Raw genomic sequence first — 19,366 nt, forward strand, 5'->3', positions numbered from 1 at the left:
CTAGATGGTTCAGGCCCCCAACCTTCAGCAGTCCGGTCGCCGCCGGGTGGCCGCTATTGACATCGGCACCAACTCGATTCACCTGCTGGTGGCAGAGGTGGATCCGGAGCTGAGCAGTTTCAGTGTGGTGGTGGCTGAGAAGGCCACCACCCGTCTTGGCGAAAGGGATCCCCATAGCGGCGACCTCAGTGCCGAGGCGATCGAGCGGGCTTTTCGCACCCTGCGCCACGATCGCGATCTGGCCCTTAGCCATGGGGTGGAGCAGATCGTCACGGCGGCCACCAGTGCCGTGCGGGAGGCCCCCAATGGCAGGGATTTCCTGGTGGCGCTGCAGGAGCAACTGGGCCTGGAGGTGGATCTGGTAAGCGGGCCCGAGGAGGCGCGACTGATCTACTTGGGTGTGCTTTCGGGCATGGCTTTCGGCGACCAGCCCCACTTGATTATTGATATCGGTGGAGGCTCCACCGAATTGGTGCTGGCCGATGGCCGGGACGGCCGCTCCTTCAGCAGCACCCGCATCGGCGCGGTGCGCCTGCAGCGGGAGTTTTGTCAGCAGGACCCCCTTCCGGTTGAACGTCGCTCCTTCCTGCAGGCCTATATCCAGGGCGCCCTCGACCCTGCCGTAGCTGAGGTGAAGGCAGCGCTGCGCCGGGGCGAACAGCCGCTGATGGTGGGTACCAGCGGCACAGCCATGGCCCTAGCGGCGTTGGCGGCTGCTGAAGATCCCAAGCCGCCGCTGAAGCTGCAGGGCTACAGGCTCAGCCGCGAGCGCATCGACCAGCTCACCGCCCGGCTCCTGGCTATGACGCCGGAGCAGCGCCGCGCCTTGCCCGCCATCAACGACCGTCGGGCCGAGATCATCGTGCCAGGAGCCCTGATTTTGCAGACGGCGATGGCGATGCTCGGCGTGCAGGAGCTGGTGGTTTGTGATCGGGCCCTGCGGGAGGGCCTAATCGTGGACTGGATGCTGCGCAACGGCCTGCTGGGAGATCGCTTTGCCTTCCAGAGCACTATTCGCCAGCGCACCGTGCTGCACCTGGCCCAGCGCTTTGGTGTCGATCGGGCCCGGGCCGATCGGGTGGCCGCCCATGCCCTCAGCCTCTACGACCAGTCGCGGGGGCTGCTGCACCACGACGAGGGGCCGGGCCGGGAGCTGCTCTGGGCCGCCGCCCAATTGCATACTTGTGGAAAGAGCATCAATATCTCCGCTTATCACAAGCACAGTTGGTATTTGATCCGCCACGGCGAGCTGCTGGGCTATTCCGAATCCGAGCACCTGATGGTGGCGGCGATTGGCCGCTATCACCGCCGCAGCCTGCCGAAGAAGCGCCATGAGTCGTGGCAGCTGATCGAAGACCGCGACCAGCGCCGCACCGTTACGTCGATGGCCTTGCTGTTGCGGTTGGCGGCGGCCCTAGATCGCCGGCCCGCTGCGGTGATTGCGACCCTGCAGGTGAGATCAAGGCAAAATGCTGTTTGTGTTGACCTGGAGCCCCTGGCGGCCGCCCCTGGTGAGCCAGCTCCGGATCTCAGCTTGGAGCGCTGGAGCCTGCGATCCTGCGCTGAAGTGGTGCAGGAATCCTGCGGCCTTGGTCTCAGGGTGCCGGAGCCCTGAAGCTGCGCCAACGCACCTGATCAATGGGTCCCAGGGGTTGAGGAGCACCGCCTCCCATCTGGGTGCGCACCAGGTCAGGACGCCCTGCCAGCACCTCAAGCCCTGATCCAAGGGGGAAGCTCCGCTCACCTGTGAAGGTGCCACGGAACAGGGTGGTGCCGGTTTTTGTTTTTATTTCGAGCCAGCTGGGCTGGCTGCTCGTCAGTTGCAGCTGATCGGGCTTGAGGCTTCCGCTTTCTCTCTTTCTGCTCCTGTCTGCGGGGGAAATCTCGCCCAGCAGCTGGGGCTGCGCTTGCGGCTGGGTTGGGCGGGCCTGGTGACGCTGCCACTGCTGCCAGCCCGCGGCGCCGGCGCCGCTGAGGGCGACCAGGATTGCTGCTGTGATGGCCAGTCGGCCGCTGGTTTGTGCCGGTCTGGTTGGGGCGCGCTGGGTGAGTTTGGCCACCTTGATCGGCTTGGCTTGAAACTGGCCGCTATCGCGCAGGGTTTGCAGGGGGCCATCGATGTTGATGGCCAGGCTGCTGGCGATTCTGCGGGCCTGGGCGATCACAAACACCGGTTCCGGCAATCGGCTGGCGTCGGCTTCTTCCAGGGCCTGAAGTTGTTCGACTCCCATGTTTAGACGGGCTGCCAGCACGGCTAGTTCGAGACCTTGGACCTCCCGGCCCTGCCGCAGCGTCTGCCCCAGGCAGCGCAGGGCCGATAAGGCCTCGGGGTTAGGAGAATCCGACACCAAAACAGCGAGCTCAGCAGATTTAGACATTCTGCTGGCAAACTTGATGCGGTCTAGCCGTTGACATGGGCGATACTGGATTCGAACCAGTGACCCCTTCCGTGTGAAGGAAGTGCGCTACCGCTGTGCTAATCGCCCGCACCTTCAGAGCTTAAAACACCACAGGCAGTCGATCGGTCACCATGGGCTAAGAGCCAGTCGCATTGCGTGAGCGCCAACCCCGAACGAGCCGATCCCAAGCCCGCAACGGCCCCTGTGGACTCGAGCCAGCCAGTGGATGGTGATCAGAAAGTGGACGTATTGATCGTGGGAGGCGGGGTGTGCGGTACGGCCCTGCTGTTCGAGCTGGCTCGCTACACCGATTTGGGCCGCATCCTGCTGGTGGAGCGCTACGACGCCCTAGCCAGGGTGAATTCCAAGGCCACCAACAACAGCCAGACGATTCACTGCGGCGACATCGAGACCAACTACACGCTCGAGAAGGCGGTGCGGGTGAAGCGCACCGCCGAGATGATCGTGAACTACGCCGAGCTGCTTGATCCAGCCAGCCGCGAGCTCTGTGTGTTTCGCACTCCAAAAATGGTGCTGGGGGTGGGCGAGCACGAGTGCACCTTCCTGCGGGAGCGCTTTGATCGCTTCTCACCCCACTTCCCGGCAATGGAGCTGCTCGAGAAGCCCCAGATCGCCGAGTGGGAGCCCCAGGTGGGACTGGTGCAGGGGGAGTTGCGCCCGGAGGAGCTGGTAGCGATCGGCATCCGCCGTACGTACACCGCCGTGGACTACGAGGAGCTATCAGCCTCGTTCGTGGCCCAGGCGGCGGCGGCGGTGGCTGGGACGCCGCGCCAGCTCACGGTGCAGCTAGGCACCAGCGTGGTCGCGATTACGCCTGAGGGCGATGGCTACCGGGTGGAACTGGAACCCACCCCCGGCTGCAGCTCCGGTTTGGCTGTTGATGGCGCCCCGGTTGCGCCCCACAGCGTGTGGGCCCGGCACGTGGTGGTGAATGCCGGAGCCCACAGCCTGCTGATGGCCCAGCGCATGGGCTACGGACTGGAGTATTCCTGCCTGCCGGTGGCTGGCAGCTTTTACTTCACGCCGGATTTGCTCCGGGGCAAGGTTTACACGGTGCAGAACGACAAGCTGCCCTTTGCCGCCATCCACGGCGACCCCGACGTGCGAGCCCCTGGCAAAACCCGTTTTGGCCCCACCGCCCTTTTGCTGCCCCTGCTGGAGCGCTACAAGCCAGCCTCGTTTTGGGAGTTTCTGAAGGTGCTGCGGCTCGATTGGGCAGTGCTGGCCGTGTTCTGGCAGCTCTTTCGCATCGCCGATATCCGCAATTACATCTTTAAAAATCTGCTGTTTGAGGTGCCCTGGCTGAGGCGGCGATTGTTTTTGGCAGATGCTCGCAAGATCGTGCCCGACATGCGCCTCGAGGATCTCAGCTTCGCTGAGGGCTATGGCGGCGTGCGCCCCCAGCTGATCGATAAGACCAACCGCAAGCTGATGCTCGGCGAGGCCAGCATCGCGGCCCGGCCCGGGCTTGTATTCAACGTCACCCCTTCCCCTGGGGGCACCTGCTGCCTGGGTAATGCCGCCCGGGACCTGGAGGCGATCGTCGAGCGACTGGGCTGTGGCTTCGATCGGCAGCGCTTGGCCCGGGAGCTTTATGGCGAGGCGGGCTGATGCCTTTTCAGCTAACGCCGCCGCGGAAGAGGTGATTGTGGCTAGCTGAGTAGAGGCGAGAACGGGCCTCAGCCGGCGCCGCCAGTGCAGGGCTAACCACGTAGAGGGTGGTGCGGATCAACTGCCGTTCCTGACTTACCCGGGCCATATCGGCCAGGGGAACCACCTTTATCCATTCATCAGGCCAGCTCACCCGGTAGCCAATGGCTACAGGAGTGTCGGCGGGGTAGTGGCGCAGCAGCTCGGTTTGCACCTCTTCGACGTGGCGAGCACTGAGGTAGAGGCAAAGGGAAGCGCGCAGGGCGGCCAGTCGCTCCAGTGCCTCCCGCGCTGGCACGCCGGTGCGTCCGCCAGCGCGGCTCAGCACGATCGTCTGCACCAGGCCAGGGATGGTGAGCTCGCTCTGCAGGGCCGATGCGGTGGCCTGGTAAGCACTCAAGCCGGGCACCACTTCCACGCCGATACCGGCATCGGCTAGGCGGCAAATTTGCTCGGCGATGGCGCCATATAGGCAAGGATCCCCATCGTGGAGCCGCACCACGGTTTTGCCGGCACGGGCCCGATCCAGCACCACCTCCATCACCTGCTCCAGCGTGAGGGTGCTGGTGCGCACCTGCTCACAGCCCTCTGGAGCCAGGGCTGCGATCTGGGGATTGATTAGGGAGTCGGTCCACACCAACACCTCCGCCTGCTCCACAAGGCGCGCGGCGCGCAGGGTGAGCAGGTCGGGTGCGCCGGGCCCGGCACCAACTATCCAGACAGGCTTTTGATTCAAGTGATTACTCCACTGGGGTCGGGCAGGGGGCGGTGGCGGCGGTAGAGCCACCAGAGGCCAACGCCGCCAAGGGCAATCAAAAGCAGGCTGACCAGCTGGGCCATACGCAGGCCACCATCACAGAAGGGCGGCTCGGAGAGCAGGCATAGGGGGTCGAGGCGCAGCCCTTCAATCCACACCCGGCCGCTGCTGTAGGCCATCAGATACACGCAGCTGAGTGCTCCAGGCAGCAGCTGAATGCGGCCGCGACTGGCGGCCCGAAATAGCGCCAGCAGTAGGGCGCACACCCCCAGATTCCAAAGGGATTCGTAGAGGAAGGTGGGGTGAAAGTAGAGCTGCTCAAAAAATTCAGCTGGGCGGCTGGCCGCGGGGATCTGCAGTTTCCAGGGAAGATCCGTAGGCAAGCCGAAGGCCTCGGAATTAAAGAAATTTCCCCAGCGGCCAATCGCCTGGCCTAGGGCCACGGCGGGCATCAGCACATCGAGTAGCTGCCAGAAGGGCTGCCGGCGCCAGCGGCAGAAAAGCATCGTGGCCAGGGAGCCGCCCAGCAGGGCGCCGTGGATGGCGATGCCTCCGCGCCAGATGCGGATCGCATCAAGCCAGTTGCCGGAATACTGGCGCCACTCGAGGGCGACGTAGTAAACGCGTGCCCCGATCACGGCTCCCAGCACCATCAGGGGCAGGAGATCGGCAATCAGGGATGGCTCAATGCCTCGAGCCCGGCCGAGCCTGGTGGCCAGGCTGAGGCCCAGCAACACGGCCACGGCGATGAGTAGGCCGTACCAGCGCAAGGCAAAGGGGCCCAGCTGGAAAACCAGGGGCCCCGGGGAGGTGAAGGTGGCAAGCACGCTGCTCAGATCAAGCCTTCAGCAGCCTGAACCTTTTCAACCTGGCGCTTTTTGAGTACCAGCAAGATCTGGGCCAGGGCGATTGCGGCAAAGAATGCCAGCAAACCGTAGATGCGCACAGGGTTTTGCAGCACAACCTCGGCATCAATCTGTCCGAACCCACCCACGTTGGGGTCGTTGGTGATAGGTGAACCGGCAACTACTGCATCACCAACCGCAGCCAGGATGGTGGGGCCAGCCGGCACGGTTTCAGTGGCTGTAGTGCCATCTGCGGCGGTGATCTCCACCAAGGAAGCGCCGTTATCACCGGCAGTGATTGCTGACACCGTGCCAGTTACGGGGGCGTTGAACACGCCGTTGTTGCTCTTTTCGCCGGTGGGATATACCTGGCCGCGGCCACGGTTACCGCCCACATGCAGCTGGTATTTGCCGAAGTGGATGCTGCTGTCGGTGGCAGGATCAGGAGAGAGAATCGGGAAAACGATCTCTTGGTGCTCATCACCGGAGATCGGGCCCACCAACAGGATGTTGGGTTGGTCGTCGGAATACTGGGTGTAATAAATGCCGGCAGTTTCCTCCTTCAGCTCCTCGCTGAGGCGGTCTTGCGGGGCAAGGGTGAAGCCATCTGGAAGCATCACCACAGCGCCGACATTCAGACCGGTGCGGCTGCCATCGCCGGCTACCTGCTGAACGCTGGCGTCGTAGGGGATTTCCACCACGGCCTTGAACACCGTGTCAGGGAAAATCGCCTGGGGCACTTCCACCCGGGTGGCCTTCTTGGCCAGGTGGCAGTTGGCGCAGACGATCTTGCCGGTGGCCTCCCGGGGGCTGGCGTAGTTCTGCTGGGCCCAGAAGGGATAGGCCCAGCTGGGACTGGCGCTGCCAAGCAGCACTACCAGGGAAAGGGCGGTGCCGATCAGGGAGCCGAGCAGCAGGGAAAGGGAACGACGCATCACGAGATCAGGCGACAGACAGGGAGAAGAAAAGCTGGATCGGGGTAATCAGGCCCACCAGGGCTTGTCGCCGGTGCGGAAGTCGGTTTCGCTCCACTGGCTAAGGAAAACGTTGTCGTTGTCTACAGACACGTGAGCCAGGGCCAAGGAGAGGGGCGCTGGACCGCGCACCACTTTGCCGGTGGCGTCGTACTGGGAGCCGTGGCAGGGGCACATGAACTTATTGGCACCGCTGTTCCAGGGCACTACGCAGCCAAGGTGAGTGCAGATGGCGTTGATGCCGTAGCTGCCGATGGCGTCATTGCCCTCAACGAGCAAGTAGGTGGGATCTCCCTTGAGGCCCTGCACCAGGCTGCGATCGCCCTCCTTGTGGCTGCTGAGCCAGCCGCTGGCAGTGACGCTGTTGCCGAGCTCGTCTTTAGCGGTGGTGCCGCCGCCGCCGCCTGCCGCCTTGGGGGGGATGAAATAACGAGCCACGGGATAGAGGGCACCCAGGGCCACACCGGTCACAGACCCGAAGGTCAGCAGGTTCATGAACTGCCGGCGGCCCATTCCGGGCACATCACCGTTGGAGGCGCTATTTGAAGCGCTCGCTGGCATCTGGGTCATGAAGACGCGCCGGGACAATGTGGCGCCCATTATGAACCTTGCCTGTGCGGCTCCGGGGCGGTGCAGCCGGCTCGCCCCTGGGCCTGCAACATGCTGTTGTGCAATCCGTCGCGTGAGCTTGGGCGTGCCCCTGCCCTCCAGTGCCCTCCCCCCACCCCCTGAGCCAGGTTCGCCCCTGTCTGCGCAAGAGGTTTGGGATCTGCTGCAAACCCGTTGGCAGGCTTCCTACGACCTGCAGCTGGTGCAGCGTCGCGGCCGGCTCTACCTACAGGTGATGTGGGCTTACTTAGAGCAGCAATCCTTTCCGCTCACGGAGGAGGGCTACCGCAGCAAGCTCGAGGAACTGGTGGGTCTGCTGAACGGCTTGGGGGTGGCTGATCAGGTGCGCAGCTGGCTGACCACCACCTCCGATAAGCCGAGGCAGGGAAAGGCCATGGGTCTGGCGTTGGAGATCCCGGCCGGCCGGGCCAGCGAATTTTTGCTCTAGGCGGGCCGCAGCCGTTCGGTGCAGGCCACCAGGCCAACGCCGACTAGGTAGAGGGCCGTGATCGCCCCGGAGAGCAGCAGCATCGTTACGGGGTCGGTGGAGGGGGTCAACACGGCCCCCGCCAGGGCACTTGCCAACACCACCCAGCGCCAGCCCGCCAGCATGGGCTGGGCCTTCACCAGGCCAAGGGCGCCGAGCAACAACTGCAGCACTGGCAGTTGAAATGCCAGCGCGGTGGCCACCATCAGCAGCAGCACGAAATCCAGGTAGCGCTCGATAGACCAACTCGGTTCGACCACGTCGGCGCCGTAGCTCACCAGGAAGCGCAGGGCTGCGGGCACCAGGGCCCACCAGGCGAAGGCCAGCCCCGCCGCAAACAACACCGCCGAGCCAGCTACCGCCGGGGCCACCAGCCGCCGCTCCCGCCGGGTAAGTCCGGGCAGTACGAACCCCAGACCCTCGTAGAGCACGTAGGGCAGGGCCAAGGTGAGCCCGGCGTAGCCCGCCACTTTGAACGACACAAACAAAAATTCGCCCGGGGCCAGCTGCAGAAAGCGGATGCCCTCCGCTGGCACTTCCAGCAGCCGCACCAATGGTTTAACGGCGACAAGGCACGCTGCTGCCGCCACCACTACCGCCAGCAGGCTGCGCAGCACGCGGCGTCGTAGCTCCTCGAGATGCTCCACCAGGCTCATCTCCACCTCGGCTGGAAATTCTCCAGGCCCCGATTCGGGGGCGGCGAGGCGCTTGGCTGAAATTTCGGGTTCGGCGCTCATCGTTTCTGCTCCATCAGCAGGCTAAGAGCCCGCTGAGGTTCTCCCCACAGCACGGAGCCGCCACGATGGCGCACGGTACCGGGCGCTGCACCAGGAATGCGTTGTAACTCCTCGGTGGGCACCATCACCACCGGCACCCGCCGGTTGCCCCGGCCCCTGCTGTAGTGAGAGGCCAGATCGGCTGCTGCCTGCAGATCCGCATCGCTGGCCAGTCGCTCCGAGCTTTTCAGCACCACATGGCTGCCCGGCAGCTCCTGGGCGTGGAACCAGAGATCGCCGCGGCGCGCCTGGCGAAAGGCGATCCATTCGTTTTGGCGGTGGTTGCGGCCAATTTGTACAGGCAAACCGGAAGGTGTGTGCAGCTCCAGGGGCTGGGGCACCCCCTCGATCACCCCAGCCCGCCGCCTCTGGCGACCTCCCGCTGGTTTGCGCTGGCCGCGCTCAGCCAGTAGGGCTTCGAGCTCGGCCACCAGGCTGCCCACCTGCTCGAGGCTGTCGGCCTGCTCTAGGTAAGTGAGGCTTGCTTCGAGGCTTGCTAACCGCTGCCTGTGCTGCTCCAGCCTGGGGGTGATCGCGGCCACCGAGCGCCGCCGCTTGCGGGCGGTTTTGTAGAGCTTCTGGGCCTCTTCAATGCACTGCCGGCTCGGCTGTAGCTGGCTGAGCAGGGCATCGGCGCGGCGCTGCAGAGCTTCCCCTTCAGGCACCGCATCCAGCAGGGCTTGCTGCTCGCTGGCCTGGCGGCTTTCGCGCTCGACTGTGGCCTGCAAGCGGTGCTGCAGCTGCTGGCGCTGCTGCACAAGCAGCTGGGCGCCGAGGTGCTCGCTGAAATAGGCGGCCATGCCTTGATTGATTGCCAGGGCTGGATTTGCGGCCGGGGTATCGCCGCTGGATCCAGCCCAGCAGCGGTAGCCGGCCGGTTCGAGCTGCCAGCTGAATCGCCCCATCTGCACGGCTTCAAGCCACTGGCGCCAGCCTTGCCACAACTGCTGCCATTGCTCCGGACTGATGCTGTCCACGGACAGTTCGCCCCAGCCGTAGGGCAGTAGCTGGCGCAGCAAGGCCGGACTAATGCCCTGGTATGCATCGCGCAGGGCCTGCTGCAGGGGCAGGGGCACTAGGCGCAGACGACGCTGCCAGCTTTCAAAGCTCTCCTCTAGCCGCGGTGGCTCGCCCGCCAGGGGCGGGGGCGGTTGGTAAGGGTCGCCGGTGCCGATTGGCCGTAGGCGTGATTGCTGGGGTTTCACCTGGCGGGCCAGGGCCACTACCTGGCGGTCGGCGTCGAGCAGCAGCAGGTTGCTGTGGCGGCCCATCAGCTCCACCACCAGCCAGCGCAGCACGGGCTCACCGGGACGCCTGGCGAAGCCGAGCTCCACCACCCGCTCCCAGCCCTGCTGCTGGATTTCTACGAGGGCCAGACCCCTGAGGCCGTGCTGCAGCTGCTGGGCCAGGGTGCTGCCATCCCCTTGGCGGGGTGGCGGCGGGATTGTGTGCAGCCGAGCCGCTTCCGCCTGCCAGCTGATCTCTAGCCAGTGGCTACCGCTGAGGCTGCGCAGGCCGATCTGCAGGGCCTGGGGGCTGGCCTGCTGGGCCTTCTCGAAGCGACTTGGCAGCAGTAGCGGCCGCCACTCGGCCAGCACCGCCCGCAGGGTCGTGACGTCTACTGCCTGCAGGCGGGAGGGGGACACGGCTTGGCAGGGGGACATGGAGGCTGGCTTCTACTGTGCAGGCCAGAGCTGTCGCCCGCCATGAGCGCCTTGCCCGGCCGTCTCACCTTGATCACCGGCCCTAGTGGAGTCGGCAAGGGCACCTTGGTGCAGCGACTGCTGCTACTTCATCCGGAGATCTGGCTATCGATCTCAGCCACCACCCGCGCCCCCCGCGCCGGTGAGCTGGATGGCCAGCACTACTTTTTCTTGACTCGCGACGCCTTTGAAGGCCAGGTGGCTGAGGGTGGTTTTCTGGAGTGGGCCGAATTTGCCGGCAACCTTTACGGCACCCCCCGCCAACCGGTGCAGGCCCAGCTAGCTGCAGGCAGGCCCGTGCTGCTTGAGATCGAGCTGGAGGGGGCACGCCAGGTGCGCCAGAGCTTTGCCGAGGCTTTCCAGATTTTTGTTGAGCCCCCCAGTTTTGAGGAGCTCGAGCGGCGTATCCGCGGTCGCGGCACCGACAGCGAGGAGGCGATTGGTCGGCGGCTGGAGCGGGCCAAGGTGGAGCTGGCTGCGGCGCCGGAATTTGACGCGGTGCTTGTCAACGGCGAACTGGAGCTGGCCCTAGCTGAGCTTGAGCAGCTGCTGGGCAAGGGCAGCTAGGCACGGGCAAAAAAAAGCGGCCCGGGTGGGCCGCGTCTGATCAGAATTGGCTAATTCAGAGGGGGATGATCAGAGGGGAAGGAACAGCAAGTCGGGGAAAAAATGGTTGAATTCGATAATTATTACAGCGGTAAGGCCAAACCAGATGGCAGCAAATACCGGAGCGGTGGTAAGGAACTTTTTCATGGTGAAAAATTAGAGAGGCATCTAGGACTGGCAGGGCTAAGAAACCCTTAGCGGGGCGAAACCGCTCAGCGAGGGGAAACCGTGACCTTGTCGTCGGGTTCGAGCAGCTTGCCGCTGGTGAGCTCGCCGAAGGCGGCCAGGGGCCAGGTGGCTGCTGCCAGGGTGCTCTTAAAAGCCAAGGGCAGATCGATCTGGATCTCCTTCATGGTGGCGTCTTTATCGCCGCGGATGGCGCGCAGGTAGTTGCGACCAGCCCAGCCAATGCAGCCAGCGATGTAGAGGAAGGCGATACCGGGGAGCATGAAATCACCGGCATGGTTCCAGCGACCATCCACGATCAGGTGGGGCAGGCCATCGGCACCGCATACGGACTGGCTGTACATCGCGAAGCGCGCCTTGGCCTGATCGGTTTTGGCGGTAGCAGCGCGCTGCTGGAAGCGGGCGCTCTCGGAGCAGGGGGTCAGCCCTGCCACGTCAGCCTTGGCCGCAGGGGCGAAGCCGAGCAACAGGAAGGCGGAGAGCAGAACCGCGAAGAGTCGGCGGGAGAAAAGACGGCGCATCGGACGCAAGGCCGCGGGGCAGGATGACACTTCTGGACAGTACGGGAGCTGTTGAAGTCCAATGCCATTGGTTCTGGCCCTCGAAACAAGTTGTGACGAGTCGGCGGCAGCGATTGTGCGTGATCAGACGGTGCTCGCCAGTGCCGTCGCCTCCCAGGTCGAAGAGCACGCCCGCTGGGGTGGCGTGGTGCCGGAAATCGCCTCGCGGCGCCACGTCGAGGCCCTGCCCCAGCTGATTGAGCAGGTGTGCCGCGACAGCGGCGTGACCATGGCCGAGCTCGATGGCATCGCCGCCACCGCCGCGCCGGGCCTGGTGGGGGCCCTGCTGGTGGCCTCGGTCACGGGCCGCACCCTGGCGAGGCTGCATGGCAAGCCCTTTGTGGCTGTTCATCACCTGGAAGGTCATCTCTGCTCGGTGCAGCTGGGCGAGCCCCTGCCCCCCGGTCCCTACCTGGTGCTGCTGGTCAGCGGCGGTCACACCGAGTTGCTGCGGGTTGACGGTCCAGGTCGCTATCTCCGCTTGGGCCGCAGCCACGACGATGCCGCCGGCGAAGCCTTCGACAAGGTCTCCCGCCTGCTCGGACTCGGATACCCGGGTGGTCCGGCGATTGAGGCGGCTGGGCAAAACGGCGACCCCCTTCGCTTTGCCTTGCCCAAGGGCCGGGTGTCGCGGCCGGAGGGCGGCTTTTATCCCTACGACTTCAGTTTCAGCGGCCTCAAGACAGCGATGCTGCGCCAGGTGCGCGCTTTGGAGGCTGAGCACCAGGCTGAGCACCAGGCGGGCGGCGAGCCGTTGCCGCTGGCTGATCTAGCGGCCAGCTTTGAGCAGGTGGTGGCTCAGGTGTTGGTGGAGCGCAGTTGCCGCTGCGCCCGTGAGCAGGGCCTGGGCACGTTGGTGCTGGTGGGTGGCGTGGCCGCTAATCGGCGGTTGCGGCAGCTTTTGGAGCAGCGCTGCGGGCTCGATGGCCTGGCTTGGCGGGTGGCTCCGCTGGCCTACTGCACCGATAACGCCGCCATGATCGGCGTGGCTGGGGCCCAGCGCCTGGCCGGCGGCCAGAGCAGCTGCTTTGACCTGGGCGTGGCTGCCCGGCTGCCCCTGGAGCAAGCCGGCTTGCTTTACGAATCACAACCGTGCTTTTAATCGTCGTATGGTGAAATCCTTACGGTATTGGTGCGGCCCGATGACCACCCTCAACCGCGAGCGCGAGCTGCAAGACGCCGTCGATATTGAGCAGGTGCCCGACGGTTTTGAGCCGGTGAGTGCCACTGAGCTCAATGCCTGGCGCCGCGGTTTCACGCCCCAAGCCGAGATTTGGAACGGCCGGCTGGCCATGGTGGGTCTTTCGGTGGGCTTATCGGTGCTGCTGGTGGCCCGCCTAGCGAGCCACTAAAAAACATTTGCAGCACTTACTCAAGTGCGACCGCGAAGCGCTTGAGCCAGCTCGTTGGGCTTGAGGCTTTGGGCTATCGCATCCTCTGGGGTAACCCGGTGGGCTTCTACCAACTGCTGCAACGACTGATTTGCGGTTTGCATGCCATCGAAAGTGCTGCGCTTCATGATCTCCTCGATCTCATCGAGTTCACCTCGCTGGATGTAGTCCTTGCAGGCGTCGGTATTGATCAAAATATCGTGATAAGCGGCCCGTTTACCGTCGGTTGTTTTAAGGAGTCCTTGGGCTATCACGCCAAGCAGTGATTCTGAAACCGCACGGCGAACACTGTCCTGTTCACTAGGGGGATACATGCCCAGCACCCGTTCTACGGTTTTGACGGCGGAGTTTGTGTGCAAGGTGCCAAATACCAAGTGGCCTGTCTGGGAGGCCTCGATGGCTGTGGCCAGGGTCTCTTGATCACGTATTTCCCCAATCAGGATTACATCGGGGTCCTCTCGAAGGGCTGCCCGCATGGCGTTGTGGAACACCTTGGTGTGCTGACCAACCTCCCGGTGTCGAATCAAAGATTGGCGACTTTCATGTACGAATTCGACCGGATCTTCGATGGTGAGAATATGGCGGCACATGTTGCGATTGATCCAGTCGATCATCGCGGCAAGGGTGGTGCTCTTGCCGGAGCCGGTGGGGCCCGTAACCAGGATCATTCCCTTGGGCCGGGCCGCCAGCTCCTTGAGCACTGGCGGCAGGTTGAGATCTTCCATGGTGGCGATCTTCTGGGGGATCAGCCGCAGCACCATCGCCGGACCCCGCAACGAATCCAACAGGTTGATGCGCACTCGCACAAAGGAAAAGGCGTGGGAGCCGTCGAATTCCTTGTCGCGTTGGAAGGCGTCGATTTCGACGGGGCTCAGCATCTCTCTCATCCAGCCGCTGAAGGTGCCCGCATCAGTCACGGGCCATCCGGTGCCAGCCATCTCCCCCCGGGCCCGGAAGCGGGGTTCCTCTCCAACTCCCAAGTGCACGTCTGAGTAGCCCCTCTCGTTGGCTATGCGCACGATGCCCTCGAGGCTGTCGGGCTGGCTGCCGTTATCTACCCGGGTGGGGGCAGTTCCAATGTCTGGGGTGGTGGCAGGGGGCGCCGCTGCTGGAGCTGGGGGTGCTGGGGCGGGGGGTGCTGCGGCTGGGGGGAAAGGTAACGGGGGAAAGGGAGAGGGAGGAAAGGGTGAAGTCGTCATCTGCGGTCACCGGTAGTTGCCCAGCTTCGCTGCTGCTGCGGCTTCTGTCAGCACCGGACCCTTTGCTGACGACCTTCGTAGGATCAATTGGTCTGCAGCGCTTCGGTGTCCAAGCCCCTTGTCACGATCGTGCTGGGCACCCGTCCGGAGGCCATCAAGCTGGCTCCGGTGATCCGGGCCTTTCAGCAGGCCGACGATTTCCGCACTCGGGTTGTGCTCACCGGCCAACACCGCGAAATGGTGAGCCAGGTGATGGGTCTGTTTGGCCTGACGGCCGACCACGACCTGGCCCTGATGGCCCCCAAGCAGACCCTCACCCACATCACCTGCGGCGCGCTGCAGGGGCTGAAGCAGGAATTTGGCGAGCATCGTCCCGATCTAGTGCTGGTGCAGGGCGACACCACCACCGCCTTTGCCTCGGCCCTGGCGGCCTTCTACGAGCAGATCCCGGTGGGCCATGTGGAGGCCGGGCTGCGCACCGACAACCTGCTCGATCCCTTCCCGGAGGAGGCCAACCGGCGCCTGATCTCCCAGCTGGCCCAGCTGCACTTCGCCCCCACGGCCCTCTCGGCTGCAAACTGCCGGGCCTCAGGGGTGGTGGGCACGGTGCTGACCACCGGAAACACGGTGATCGACGCCCTGCTGTTGATGGCCGAGCAGGCGCCTCCGTACACCTTGCCCGGCCTCGATTTTGAGAAGCAGAGGGTGATTCTGGCCACGGTGCACCGTCGTGAAAACTGGGGAGAGCGCCTACAGGAGATAGGCCGCGGCTTCCGTGAGTTGCTCGAGCGCTATCCCGATACCGCCCTGCTGCTGCCCTTGCATCGCAATCCCACCGTGCGAGAGCCCCTGCAAGCCCTGCTCGGCGACCACCCCCGCGCCTTCCTGGTGGAGCCCCTCGATTACGACCAGCTGGTTGCGGCGATGCGCGGAGCCACCCTGGTGCTGAGCGATTCTGGCGGTCTGCAGGAGGAGGCGCCATCGCTGGGTAAGCCGGTGTTGGTGCTGCGCCGCACCACGGAGCGCCCCGAGGCGGTGGAGGCGGGCACGGCCAAGCTGATCGGCACCGACAGCGCCGACATCGTGGCAGAGGCCAGCCGCCTGCTGGAAGATCCGGCGGCTTATGAGGCCATGGCCCGGGCCCACAATCCCTTTGGCGACGGCCAGGCTTCGGGGCGGATCGTGGATGCTGCCCGCACTTTCCTGGCTGGCTAGGGGCGTTTCTTGGCCCAGGGCGGCAAGTCGATGAACACCCGGGTGCCGCTTTTGAGCCCGGAGAGGATTTGGGTGTCCTTGCCGCTGCTGATGCCGAGCTCCACCGGCTGGAAGGTGGGCTGGTTTTTCTTGCCCACCAGCAGAACGCCCGGCCGCCCCGCCTCGGTGACGATCGCCACGGTGGGCACCAGGGTCTCGGCCTGCACCTGACCTGTCTGGAAGCCGACGTCGGCGGTCATGCCGATGCGCAGCTGGGGGGGGTCGCCAATCAAGCGGAGCACCACATCGAAGGAGGTGACGTTGTTGAGCTTCACGGCCCGGGGGGTGACGCGCTTGACCCGTGCTTCAAAGCTTTTATCGGGAAAGGCATCCACCCGTACCGTGGCGCTCTGACCCAGCTGCACACGGCCAATGTCGCTTTCCGGCACCTTGGCCACCACCTCCAGGCCCTGGGCTAGCTCCACAATCGAGGAGCTGGTGGCACCGGCGGTGGCCGAGGCGGTGGTGGTGGGTGTCACAAAGGCGCCAGGATCGGCGAAGCGCTGGGTCACCACCCCATCGAACGGTGCCCGCACCACCAAGTCGGCCTGCTCCACCTGGCGGGCGGTCAACCGCTGGCGGGCGGCCTGCTCGGCCGCCTGGTCCACCAGGAAGGTGCTGCGCACGCTGTTGAAGTCAGTGAGGCTGATGGCGTTCTGGCGGTAGAGGCTCTCGTTGCGCTCCAGCTCGCTGCGGCTGCGGGCCAGCTGGGCCTGGGCTGAGCGCAACTGGGCCCGCAGCTCGGCGAGCCGCTCGTCGAGGTCGCCTTGATCCATGCGAGCTAGGGCCTGGCCGCGGCCCACTGGATCCCCCTCCTCCACGTAGAGCTCCTCTATCACCCCCTGCCTTTTGGGGCTGACGTTCACGCGCTTTTCGGCCTCGAGTTCGCCGCTGGCACTCACCACCCCTGGCAGGTCGCCCGCAGCTGCAACAACTGTGTACGGCTCGAGATTGGCCCGGCTGGTGCCGCGCTGGCGCTGCACGAGGCCTATGCCAGCTACGAGCACAAGCCCTGCGGCGGCTGTGGCCCAAAGGCGCCGCCGCTGCCAGGGCCGGCGCGGCGAGCTGGAAATCACCGGCACTGAAGTGGGGGTGGAAATTGGGCTGTGGGCAGATACTTCTATTTTCGCTGCTGGCGCCTCGACCTGCGGCCCGTAGATTTCAGCCATGCTTAAAGCCGGAATCGTCGGTCTGCCAAACGTCGGCAAATCGACCCTGTTCAATGCCCTGGTCGCCAACGCCCAGGCCGAAGCCGCCAACTATCCCTTCTGCACGATTGAGCCGAATTCTGGTGTGGTCTCTGTGCCAGACCCCAGGCTCGATCAGCTGGCTGCACTCAGCTCCAGCAAGGAGATCATTGCCACCCGGGTGGAGTTTGTCGATATCGCCGGGCTGGTGAAGGGGGCCAGCCAGGGAGAGGGTCTTGGCAACAAGTTTCTGGCCAACATCCGCGAGGTGGACGCAATCGTCCACGTGGTGCGCTGCTTCGAAAACGACGACGTGATCCATGTGAGTGGCTCAGTGGGGCCGGCCCGCGATGCCGAGGTGATCAACCTCGAGCTGGGCCTGGCCGATCTCTCCCAGGTGGAGAAGCGTCGCGAGCGGCTCAAGAAGCAGGTGCGCACCAGCAAGGAGGCCCAGCTTGAAGATGCCGCCCTTGAGCGCATCCAGGTGGAGCTGGAGGCCGGTGGTGCCGCCCGCAATGTGGCCCTCAGCGATGAGGAGGCCCAGCTTCTCAAGCCCCTGGGGCTGCTCACGGCCAAGCCGATCATCTATGCCACCAACGTCAGCGAAGACGATCTGGCCAGCGGCAACGCCTACTGCGAGGAGGTGGCAGCGCTGGCCCTGAAGGAAGGGGCGGGTACGGTGCGCATCTCGGCCCAGGTGGAGGCTGAATTAATCGAACTGCCAGTTGAGGATCGCACCGAATTCCTGGCGGGTCTAGGGGTAGGGGAGGGCGGCCTGCAGAGCCTGATCCGCGCCACCTACGACCTGCTGGGGCTGCGCACTTATTTCACAACCGGCGAGAAGGAAACCCGCGCCTGGACCATCCAGGCCGGCATGACCGCCCCCCAGGCCGCTGGAGTGATTCACACCGACTTCGAGCGCGGCTTCATCCGCGCCCAGACCATCGGCTACAAGCAGCTGCTCGAGGCGGGCTCGCTGGTGGAAGCTCGCACCAAGGGCTGGCTGCGGGCTGAGGGCAAGGAATATGTGGTGGCTGAGGGCGACGTGATGGAGTTTTTGTTCAACGTGTGAGCTCGGGGGCATTTCACCGAGACTGAACCTGCTTAAGAATGGATCTGCTGAGAGATAAGCCATGACTACCCCCCAACCAACTAACCCTCAGCCGGAAGAAGCCGTGGACGTTGGCCATCCCCACGATTTTGACGTGCAGAAGGAGCTGCACCAGAAGATCCGCAACGATCCTGACTACGACGACTGGGAATATGGCACCGAGCCCCTGCCCCACGAGGCCTGGGTGGCTAAGCAGGCAACCGCTCGCGAAGAACCGCCGGCCTCGGCTTGAAGCACGGCCCCTCCTCTTAATTAGTACAGCTCGTACAACTTGCACAGCCTGTACAGATTTCGGACTGGGTTTCAGATTTCGGATTGGGCTTCAGATTTCGGACAGGTGTTTCAGCTCACCCCGTCCGATCCAAAATCCGCAGATGGCCTAGGCCTGAGCCGTTTCACCAGGTTGAGGCCAGCCAGGCATAGCAGGGTCATGCCGATCCAGAAGCCACCGGCGTGTCTTTGGGCATCGAGGGCTAAGCCGGCCAGCAGTGGCGCCCCTAGAGCGCTCAGGGCAAAACATTGGGAAAAAAGAGCCATGGCCAAGCCTTGGTGCTCCCTGGGGCTGAGCTCGATCACCGCTGCGGTGGCAATCGGCAGGAAAGCAGCTGCCCCTAGGGCCAGGGGCAGCTGGGCTAGCAGCACCAGCCAAAGCCCCTGGCTGCTCAGGGCTGAAAAGGCCAGCAGCACCGTGCCCATGGCAAAGCAGGCCAGGCTCAGCCCCAGCCCCTGCGCTATCGGCCGCTTGGCCAGGGCCTGACCCACCGGCCACTGGATCAGCACCAGCACGCCTAGCTGCAGACCAACCAGTAGAGCCCCCAGGCTTTCGGGCATGGCTGCCCGCTCCAGGCCTCCGCGCACCAGATCCAGGGGCAGGGCGCTCTGCATCAGTGCCGGTAGGGAGGTAGCCAGCAGGCTGATCGCTAGAAGAGGCAGTAGTGGCGGCAACCATTGGCGCCAGGGGGTGTGGTCGGCTGGATCGAAGCTGGCAGGGCTAGCCCGCTGCAGGGGCTGCTTTAGCAGCAGCAATACCACCAGCAGTAGGCAGATGATGTCGATCAGGTAGATGCCCCGCAGATGGCCGGCCGCCGCCAGCAGCGCCCCGAGCAGGGCTCCAGCCGCAATCCCAGCCGCATCGGCGCTGCGCACCAATGCATAGCCCCGGGCGGTGGGAATCGGGGCAGGCCCCATGCGGCAGCCCAGGGGCACCGCCAGCTCAACCGCCGGCCAGTAGAGCCCGGCAGCAATGCCGATCAGCAATTGCCCCTGCACGTAGCCCGGGAAGCTGGCCGTGCCAAACAGCCGCAGATCCCCCAGCAGGGCTGCTAGGGCGGCCAGTAGCACCGGTATCGAGCAGGCCAGCCCCCGATCCAGCAGCATGCCGCTCATGAAACGACCCGCCGTGCCCGCCAGCGCCGCCAGCGCCAAGCCCTGGGTCACCGACTGGGCACTGAAGGCCGCCTGGTGGAACACGATCGGCGTTAGGTACAGCACCCCACCGGCCCCAAACGAAGCCACCAGTCGCACTAGGGCCACCTGGCGCAGTGCCGCCGGAAACTGGCCCAGCCAACCGGACCGTGCCGGACTGGCGGACTGCGGCGGACTGGCGGTACCTGGCGGACTGGCGGAACGGAAGGGGCGCAAACGGGCCGTT

At 64.7% G+C, this 19,366-nt stretch carries 21 protein-coding genes and 1 tRNA gene; 9 read left to right on the forward strand and 13 right to left on the reverse strand.

What is annotated here, in order from left to right:
- The first annotated feature begins 4 nt into the window (after positions 1-4).
- Positions 5-1,615: a Ppx/GppA phosphatase family protein gene (locus C7K55_RS00510; protein WP_106501454.1), complete on the forward strand. Its 1,611-nt coding sequence runs from the start codon at positions 5-7 to the stop codon at positions 1,613-1,615.
- On the opposite strand, the gene C7K55_RS00515 is transcribed toward C7K55_RS00510, so the two are convergent.
- Both C7K55_RS00515 and C7K55_RS00520 read right to left on the reverse strand, forming a co-directional pair.
- Complete coding sequence (locus C7K55_RS00515; protein WP_206603450.1) at positions 1,596-2,348, reverse strand: helix-turn-helix domain-containing protein; 753 nt, start codon at positions 2,346-2,348, stop codon at positions 1,596-1,598. The genes C7K55_RS00510 and C7K55_RS00515 overlap by 20 nt on opposite strands.
- Positions 2,349-2,414: 66 nt before the next feature.
- Positions 2,415-2,486, reverse strand: a tRNA-Val gene (locus C7K55_RS00520).
- Between the two features lie 69 nt (positions 2,487-2,555).
- Between C7K55_RS00520 and C7K55_RS00525 the strand changes: the two genes are divergently transcribed.
- Positions 2,556-4,031, forward strand: a complete 1,476-nt coding sequence (locus tag C7K55_RS00525) for an FAD-dependent oxidoreductase (protein ID WP_241518065.1) — start codon at positions 2,556-2,558, stop codon at positions 4,029-4,031.
- 7 nt (positions 4,032-4,038) lie between these two features.
- Here C7K55_RS00525 and cobM read toward each other — a convergent pair whose 3' ends face one another.
- From cobM to petC, 4 genes are read right to left on the reverse strand one after another with little or no spacing between them, the layout of a single operon-like run.
- Positions 4,039-4,806, reverse strand: a complete 768-nt coding sequence (gene cobM, locus C7K55_RS00530) for a precorrin-4 C(11)-methyltransferase (protein WP_106501456.1) — start codon at positions 4,804-4,806, stop codon at positions 4,039-4,041.
- Positions 4,803-5,663: a prolipoprotein diacylglyceryl transferase gene (lgt, locus tag C7K55_RS00535; RefSeq protein WP_106501457.1), complete on the reverse strand. Its 861-nt coding sequence runs from the start codon at positions 5,661-5,663 to the stop codon at positions 4,803-4,805. Before lgt ends, cobM begins: the two co-directional genes overlap by 4 nt.
- Positions 5,660-6,607, reverse strand: coding sequence for a cytochrome f (petA, locus tag C7K55_RS00540; RefSeq protein WP_106501458.1), 948 nt, complete (start codon positions 6,605-6,607; stop codon positions 5,660-5,662). Before petA ends, lgt begins: the two co-directional genes overlap by 4 nt.
- Positions 6,608-6,655: 48 nt before the next feature.
- Positions 6,656-7,216: a cytochrome b6-f complex iron-sulfur subunit gene (petC, locus tag C7K55_RS00545; RefSeq protein ID WP_106501698.1), complete on the reverse strand. Its 561-nt coding sequence runs from the start codon at positions 7,214-7,216 to the stop codon at positions 6,656-6,658.
- 130 nt (positions 7,217-7,346) lie between these two features.
- On the opposite strand from petC, the gene C7K55_RS00550 reads away from it, so the two are divergent.
- Positions 7,347-7,703, forward strand: a complete 357-nt coding sequence (locus C7K55_RS00550; protein ID WP_261351148.1) for a DUF3067 family protein — start codon at positions 7,347-7,349, stop codon at positions 7,701-7,703.
- Here the strand turns inward: C7K55_RS00550 and tatC are convergent.
- The gene (gene tatC / locus C7K55_RS00555) at positions 7,700-8,479 is read right to left on the reverse strand and encodes a twin-arginine translocase subunit TatC (RefSeq protein ID WP_106501460.1); all 780 of its coding nucleotides are present in this window, start codon (positions 8,477-8,479) and stop codon (positions 7,700-7,702) included. The genes C7K55_RS00550 and tatC overlap by 4 nt on opposite strands.
- On the reverse strand, positions 8,476-10,164 hold the full coding sequence (locus C7K55_RS00560) for an Rqc2 family fibronectin-binding protein (RefSeq protein WP_315856757.1): 1,689 nt from the start codon (positions 10,162-10,164) through the stop codon (positions 8,476-8,478). The genes tatC and C7K55_RS00560 overlap by 4 nt, the downstream gene beginning before the upstream one ends.
- A 60-nt stretch (positions 10,165-10,224) precedes the next feature.
- Here C7K55_RS00560 and gmk point away from each other — a divergent pair, with 60 nt between their 5' ends.
- Complete coding sequence (gene gmk, locus C7K55_RS00565; protein WP_106501462.1) at positions 10,225-10,788, forward strand: guanylate kinase; 564 nt, start codon at positions 10,225-10,227, stop codon at positions 10,786-10,788.
- Between the two features lie 69 nt (positions 10,789-10,857).
- Here the strand turns inward: gmk and C7K55_RS00570 are convergent, their stop codons facing one another.
- Entirely contained in the window at positions 10,858-10,974 is a 117-nt protein-coding gene (locus C7K55_RS00570; protein ID WP_106501463.1) for a Photosystem I reaction center subunit IX, read from the reverse strand.
- Positions 10,975-11,039: 65 nt separating this feature from the next.
- On the reverse strand, positions 11,040-11,534 hold the full coding sequence (locus C7K55_RS00575) for a Photosystem I reaction center subunit III (RefSeq protein ID WP_106501464.1): 495 nt from the start codon (positions 11,532-11,534) through the stop codon (positions 11,040-11,042).
- 61 nt (positions 11,535-11,595) lie between these two features.
- Between C7K55_RS00575 and tsaD the strand changes: the two genes are divergently transcribed.
- Positions 11,596-12,675 (forward strand): tRNA (adenosine(37)-N6)-threonylcarbamoyltransferase complex transferase subunit TsaD, encoded by a 1,080-nt coding sequence (gene tsaD, locus C7K55_RS00580; protein ID WP_106501465.1) that lies wholly within the window; start codon positions 11,596-11,598, stop codon positions 12,673-12,675.
- 40 nt (positions 12,676-12,715) lie between these two features.
- Entirely contained in the window at positions 12,716-12,925 is a 210-nt protein-coding gene (locus tag C7K55_RS00585; protein WP_117434953.1) for a chlorophyll a-b binding domain-containing protein, read from the forward strand.
- A gap of 20 nt (positions 12,926-12,945) precedes the next feature.
- Here C7K55_RS00585 and C7K55_RS00590 read toward each other — a convergent pair whose 3' ends face one another.
- Positions 12,946-14,163, reverse strand: a complete 1,218-nt coding sequence (locus C7K55_RS00590) for a type IV pilus twitching motility protein PilT (protein ID WP_106501466.1) — start codon at positions 14,161-14,163, stop codon at positions 12,946-12,948.
- A 105-nt stretch (positions 14,164-14,268) separates the two neighbouring features.
- Here C7K55_RS00590 and wecB point away from each other — a divergent pair, with 105 nt between their 5' ends.
- Positions 14,269-15,378, forward strand: a complete 1,110-nt coding sequence (gene wecB / locus C7K55_RS00595; protein ID WP_106501467.1) for a non-hydrolyzing UDP-N-acetylglucosamine 2-epimerase — start codon at positions 14,269-14,271, stop codon at positions 15,376-15,378.
- Here the strand turns inward: wecB and C7K55_RS00600 are convergent.
- Positions 15,375-16,586, reverse strand: coding sequence for an efflux RND transporter periplasmic adaptor subunit (locus C7K55_RS00600; RefSeq protein ID WP_106501468.1), 1,212 nt, complete (start codon positions 16,584-16,586; stop codon positions 15,375-15,377). The two genes, wecB and C7K55_RS00600, sit on opposite strands and share 4 nt — an antisense overlap.
- On the opposite strand from C7K55_RS00600, the gene ychF reads away from it, so the two are divergent.
- Positions 16,585-17,676 (forward strand): redox-regulated ATPase YchF, encoded by a 1,092-nt coding sequence (gene ychF / locus C7K55_RS00605; RefSeq protein WP_106501469.1) that lies wholly within the window; start codon positions 16,585-16,587, stop codon positions 17,674-17,676. The genes C7K55_RS00600 and ychF overlap by 2 nt on opposite strands.
- Before the next feature lie 61 nt (positions 17,677-17,737).
- Entirely contained in the window at positions 17,738-17,947 is a 210-nt protein-coding gene (locus C7K55_RS00610; protein WP_106501470.1) for a hypothetical protein, read from the forward strand.
- 110 nt (positions 17,948-18,057) lie between these two features.
- Here C7K55_RS00610 and C7K55_RS00615 read toward each other — a convergent pair whose 3' ends face one another.
- Complete coding sequence (locus tag C7K55_RS00615; RefSeq protein ID WP_241518067.1) at positions 18,058-19,356, reverse strand: MFS transporter; 1,299 nt, start codon at positions 19,354-19,356, stop codon at positions 18,058-18,060.
- Positions 19,357-19,366 lie beyond the last annotated feature (10 nt).

Source organism: Cyanobium usitatum str. Tous (genome assembly GCF_003011885.1).
Taxonomy (GTDB): domain Bacteria; phylum Cyanobacteriota; class Cyanobacteriia; order PCC-6307; family Cyanobiaceae; genus Cyanobium_A; species Cyanobium_A usitatum.